The 5,039-nt window shown below is 70.4% G+C and carries 5 protein-coding genes; 1 reads left to right on the forward strand and 4 read right to left on the reverse strand.

The annotated features are described in order from the left end of the window. Positions 1–58: 58 nt before the first annotated feature. The 3 genes from HY703_09825 to HY703_09835 are packed head-to-tail and all read right to left on the reverse strand — an operon-like array spanning position 59 to position 3,505. Complete coding sequence (locus tag HY703_09825) at positions 59–1,558, reverse strand: aminopeptidase P N-terminal domain-containing protein (GenBank protein ID MBI4545482.1); 1,500 nt, start codon at positions 1,556–1,558, stop codon at positions 59–61. 21 nt (positions 1,559–1,579) lie between these two features. Next, a complete protein-coding gene (locus HY703_09830) occupies positions 1,580–3,019 on the reverse strand; it encodes an RtcB family protein (protein ID MBI4545483.1) in 1,440 nt (479 codons plus the stop codon). Positions 3,020–3,061: 42 nt separating this feature from the next. Next, positions 3,062–3,505, reverse strand: a complete 444-nt coding sequence (locus HY703_09835; protein MBI4545484.1) for an archease — start codon at positions 3,503–3,505, stop codon at positions 3,062–3,064. A 165-nt stretch (positions 3,506–3,670) separates the two neighbouring features. Between HY703_09835 and thyX the strand changes: the two genes are divergently transcribed. Next, positions 3,671–4,450 (forward strand): FAD-dependent thymidylate synthase, encoded by a 780-nt coding sequence (gene thyX / locus HY703_09840; protein ID MBI4545485.1) that lies wholly within the window; start codon positions 3,671–3,673, stop codon positions 4,448–4,450. A 326-nt stretch (positions 4,451–4,776) separates the two neighbouring features. Here thyX and HY703_09845 read toward each other — a convergent pair whose 3' ends face one another. Further along, positions 4,777–4,854 (reverse strand): hypothetical protein, encoded by a 78-nt coding sequence (locus tag HY703_09845; protein ID MBI4545486.1) that lies wholly within the window; start codon positions 4,852–4,854, stop codon positions 4,777–4,779. Between the last annotated feature and the right edge of the window lie 185 nt (positions 4,855–5,039).

Consider the following 5,039-nt stretch of genomic DNA (forward strand, 5'->3'; position numbering starts at 1 on the left):
CCAGGGCTCGTCACTGAAGGAGACACGCTAGAGGAAGCGCGGGAAATGGCACGGGACGCTATTCGGGGTTATCTGGAGAGTCTCCTCGCGGACGGCGTTCCCGCGCCCAAGAATCCGCTAGCGCGCGCGAGGCGAGCAGTTGCTCCACCGCGTCGGCCGCCGCAGGCAGCGCTGCCGTCAGAACCTCCTGCCCCTGCTCCGTGACCACGACGTCGTCCTCGATACGGATCCCGAGCCCGCGCAAGGCCGCGGGCGCGGCTTCATCCTGGGGCGGGATATAGAGCCCGGGCTCGACGGTCAGGACCATGCCCGGCTCGAGTGGCCGGGGCGTTCCCCGCACCGCGTAATCCCCCACGTCGTGCACGTCCAGTCCCAGCCAGTGGGACGTCTTGTGAGGGACGTAGGCACGGCTGGGCGGCTCCTTTTCTGATTGCGCCCCGGCGCCCCGCCCGCCCGCCGCCGGTCGAACCGCCGATTCCGGCTCTGCCCGGCGCTGCGCCGCCCGCTCCTCCGCGTCTTCGTGCTGTTTCACCAGCCTGTCGACTTCGCCCTGCAGCACCCCGCGCTCGACCAGCGCGCCGATCAGAACCTGCAGGGCCGCACGATGCACGTCCGCGGTGGTCGCGCCCGGGGCGACAGCCGCGACCGCCGCGTCCCGCGCGGCCACCACCGCTTCGTAAAGCTCCCGCTGCTCGAGTGAGAACCGCCCCGCGACGGGGAAGGTGCGGGAAACGTCGCCGGCGTACATGCGGCAGCGTGCGCCGGCGTCCAGCAGCACCAGCTCGCCTGCCTGCATCCGCCGGCGGTTTTCAATGTAATGAAGCACCGTGGCGTTGGGCCCCGAGGCGACAATGGTCGGGAAAGCCGGCCCGTCCGCGCCGCGGCGGCGGAACCCCGCGTCCAGCGCGGCTTCGACTTCCCACTCGCCCGCATCCGGCCGGATCCCGCCCAGCACCTCGCGGAAGCTCTCGGCCGTAGTGCGCGCGGCCTCGCGGATCAGCCCCAGCTCCTGCGCATCCTTGCGCAGCCGCATCTCGTCCAGGACCGCGCCCGGGTCCACCAGCGCCTGGAGCCCCCACCCGCTGCGCTGCCGGGTGCGGCGGCCTCGCAGTAGGAGGCCGCGCACCAGCGCCTCGACATCCTCGCGCCCGCCGCCCAACCGGAAGTAGAGCCTCTCCGCGCCCGCCACCAGAACCGGCAGCCGCTGCTCCAGCTCGCCGATCGGGTATGCCGCCGCCGCACCGAAGAGCTCCTTCGCGGCATCGGGACCGCTCCGCGCCCCCGTCCATCGCTCCTGCTCCTGGTCCCTGGGCCGCACGAAGAGGACTAAGCGCCCCGCGGCCGGCGCAGCCGCTGCGGGGCAGAGCACCGCCACCGCGCCCGGCTCCGCGTAACCCGTGAGGTAGTAAAGCTCGGAGTCCGGGACATAGCGCAGCTCGGTGTCCCGGCCTACGCGCAGTTCCGGCGCCGCGGGCAGCACCATGGCGGCCTCGTCGCCGAGGGCGGAAAACACGCGCTCGCGGCGCCGCGCGTAGATTGCTGCCGGCTCCGGGCTCACCCCGCTGCCATCCCGCAAATTTCAGCCTTTCAGCACGCCCATGGGCCGCAGCCGCGCGACCTTGCGGCCAATACCGGCGCGGTCCACTACGTCCACCACGTCGGCCACATCCTTGTAGGCCTCGGGGATCTCTTCCGCCACGGTGGCAAACGACGACGCACGCACCTCGATCCCGCGCTCCTCGAACTCCTGGCGCAGGTCCCGCCGGCGCGCGGTCTTCTTGGCCTGGGTCCGGCTCATGCGCCGCCCCGCACCATGGCACGTCGAGCCGAAGGTCTCGCGGTACGCCGCCTCGGTGCCCAGCAGCACGTACGAGTAGCGCCCCATGTCCCCGGGAATGAGCACCGGCTGGCCCAGGTCGCGGAACGCAAGCGCCAGCTCCGGGTGCCCCGGCGGGAACGCCCGCGTCGCGCCCTTGCGGTGCACGCACACCCGCCGCTCCTGCCCGCCCACCTCGTGCGTCTCCCACTTGGCAATGTTGTGCGCCACGTCGTAGACGACGCTCAACCCCAGCTCGCCCCACGGCCGGCCGAACACCTGCTCGAACGCCTCGCGCACCCGGTGCGCCATCATCTGGCGGTTGGCGAAGGCGAAGTTCGCCGCCGCTGTCATGGCACCCATGTAGCGGCGCGCCTCGGGTGCGGCCAGCGGCGCGCAGGCCAGTTGCCGGTCGGGCAACTCGATCCCGTACTTGGCGGCAGCACGCAACATGACCTGGATGAAGTCGTCGCACACCTGGTAGCCCAGGCCGCGGGAGCCCGAGTGGATGAAGACCGTCACTGTGCCCGGCTCGAGCCCCAGCCGCGCGGCGGCGGCCACGTCGTACACCTCGTCCACCCAGCCCACCTCGATGAAGTGGTTGCCCGAGCCGACCGTGCCGAGCTGGTTGCGGCCGCGCTCGACGGCGCGGTCGCTCACGGCCTCCGCATCGGCGCCGTCCAGCGCGCCGCCCCCCTCGATCCGCTCCAGATCGCCGGCGGCACCGTAGCCGTGTGCCACCGCCCAGTGCGCGCCCTGGCGCAGCACCCGCCGCACCTCTGCTTCGCTCAGCTTGAAGCCGCGGTACCCCGCGCCTAGGCCGGCCGGGATATCCGCGAACAGGCGGTCCATCAGCTTGGCCAGCCGCGGGCGCACCGCGTCGCGCTCGAGGCCCGAACGCAGCAGACGAACGCCGCAATTGATGTCGTAGCCCACGCCGCCAGGGCTGACCACCCCACCCTCGTCGGGATCGAAGGCGGCGACGCCGCCAATGGCAAAGCCATACCCCCAGTGGATGTCCGGCATGCCGATCGACCGGCCCACAATGCCCGGCAGGCAGGCCACGTTCGCCACCTGCTGCGCCGCCTGGTCCCCCCGGATGTCCTGCATGAGACCGCGGTCCGCGTAGATCAGCCCCTCGACCCGCATCTTCCCTTGCCGCGGGATCAGCCAGCGGTATTCGTCGAGCTGCCGGATCTCCATCCTTGCCCTTCCCTTCCCTTCACCCGCAGGCTCGGGCTGGGGCTAAACGTCGAAGATCACGCGCGCCCGCCACTCGCCCCCACGCCGCTCGGCGCGCAACCCATGATACGTCACGCCCTTGAGCTCGCGAAGCGGCGCGCCGGGCGGCCGGGTGCAGTGTACGCGTGCGCTGAGCCCGCGCTCGTGCAGCACGGGGAACTCAGCCTCCTGGCAGGCCAGCCCGTGGACGTCATGCAGGTAAAGGAGCTCGCGCAGCCAGAGCGCGAGGAGCGAGGCGACGTCTTCCGCCTCGAGCACGATCTCCCGCCGCTCGGCCGCGCCGGCCTGCTCCACTTCCCTCACGGAGCCATACAGTAGCAGCAGCATGCCCGCCGCCGCGCGGCGGAACAGCTCGGGCAGGTCACGCGCCCGGAGCTCCAGCCCCACGTCCGCCGTGTGGTCCAGCCAGCGAACGCCCGGCGGCACCGCGTTCGAATCATGGCGCATGCCCTGACATCCTGCGTTGGCCGCCAGCCGGACGCAACGCCCATCCCGAGCCGACCCCGGCCTCTCCCTGCCGGCTGGCCTCGGCTTGCTCTCCTCGCGCGTCCCGCCGTAGCTTGCCCACACTTCCACCGCCGTCCAACCCCTGGCCAACGTGGGATAGCGTTGATGCAGATCTTCCGCGAACCCAAGGTCACACTGCTCGCGCGCCAGCAATTCCTGGGCGCGCCTCACATCCACTGGCAAAGCGATTCCCAGGTGCCGGGCCAGGCACTGGCGGAGTTCGCCGGCCGTGTCTGCTACCTGAGCTTCGGGCCGGACGCCGGCATCGAGGGCGGGCATAAGCTCATTGGGGGCCGGACCACCAACCAGGAGTATCTGGCCAACATCATGAGCGTGAAGCACGGCAGTGTGATCGAGCACGCCGTGTGGACTCTTCTGCTCGAGGGGGTAAGCCGGGCCCTGACGCACGAGCTGGTGCGCCACCGCCCCTTCTCCTTTTCCCAGCTCAGTCAGCGCTACGTCGACGAATCCCAGGTCGCATTCGTGCTGCCGCCGGAGATCCAGGAGGGGAGCGAGGCCTTTCAGACGTGGAGCCGGAGCTGCGAGCGCACACTCGAGGAGTACCGCGCGCTCCTCGCCCAGATCGAACAGCAGGTTCAGGACGAGCCCTCGAAAACCACGCGCCGCAAACGCGCCCGGCAAACCGCGCGCAGTCTGCTGCCCAACGCCACGGAAACCAAAGTTGTCGTAACCGGCAACGCCCGCGCCTGGCGCCACTTCATCGAGCTGCGCGGGTCCGATACCGCCGATACCGAGATCCGCCGCCTCGCCCTCACGGTGCTCCGCCTGCTGCAAGCCGAGGCGCCCCACCTGTTCGGCGACTACCGCGTGGTCCAGCGCGAGAACGGCATGCAGGTCGTGGAAACGGAGTTCCCAGGAGTCTGAAGTACGTCTTCGCGCCGACGCGCATGAGCGCTTTCGGGATCTTTCTCGATTTCCTGGCCGTCGTTTTGCTCGGCCTTACCGATGTTTCGGTGAAAGCCGTCACCTGGGACACCTTCGGCGAGTCGTTCCTAAAGAAGCTTAGCGGGCGCCTGGGCCACCAGATTACCACTGGATCGAACTGGGTTCTCCGCCTTATCGCCTGGTGCATGTTGGCCGTGGGCTTCGGCCTCCAATTGGGGGGCGCGTGCGAGTCTCTGTCTCCAAGATCCGGTTAGGCGTCCGGGCGGCAGCCAGCGCCTACAGAGACTGCTAACGGCCACCCCAGGTCAGGCCGCCTCGCCGAAGCGGGACTCCTCGAGCTGCTGGCAGGCAATGCACAGCTTGGCCCAGGGCACAATGTCCAGCCGCGCTCGTCGAACTTCGCCAGCATGCTGAGCGCCCGGTCCCGCTCCCCGGGCGCCTCAACCCGCGGCGTACTTCAGCCCGCTGCCCGTGTTGAAGAGCACCACCTCCTCGTCGCCGCGCAGCCACCCCCGCTCGAGCAGGCAGGGGACGGCCGCGGCGGTCGCCGCACCCTCCGGCGCGGCAA

Source organism: Gemmatimonadota bacterium, from assembly GCA_016209965.1.
In the GTDB taxonomy this organism is placed as follows: Bacteria; Gemmatimonadota; Gemmatimonadetes; order Longimicrobiales; family RSA9; genus JACQVE01.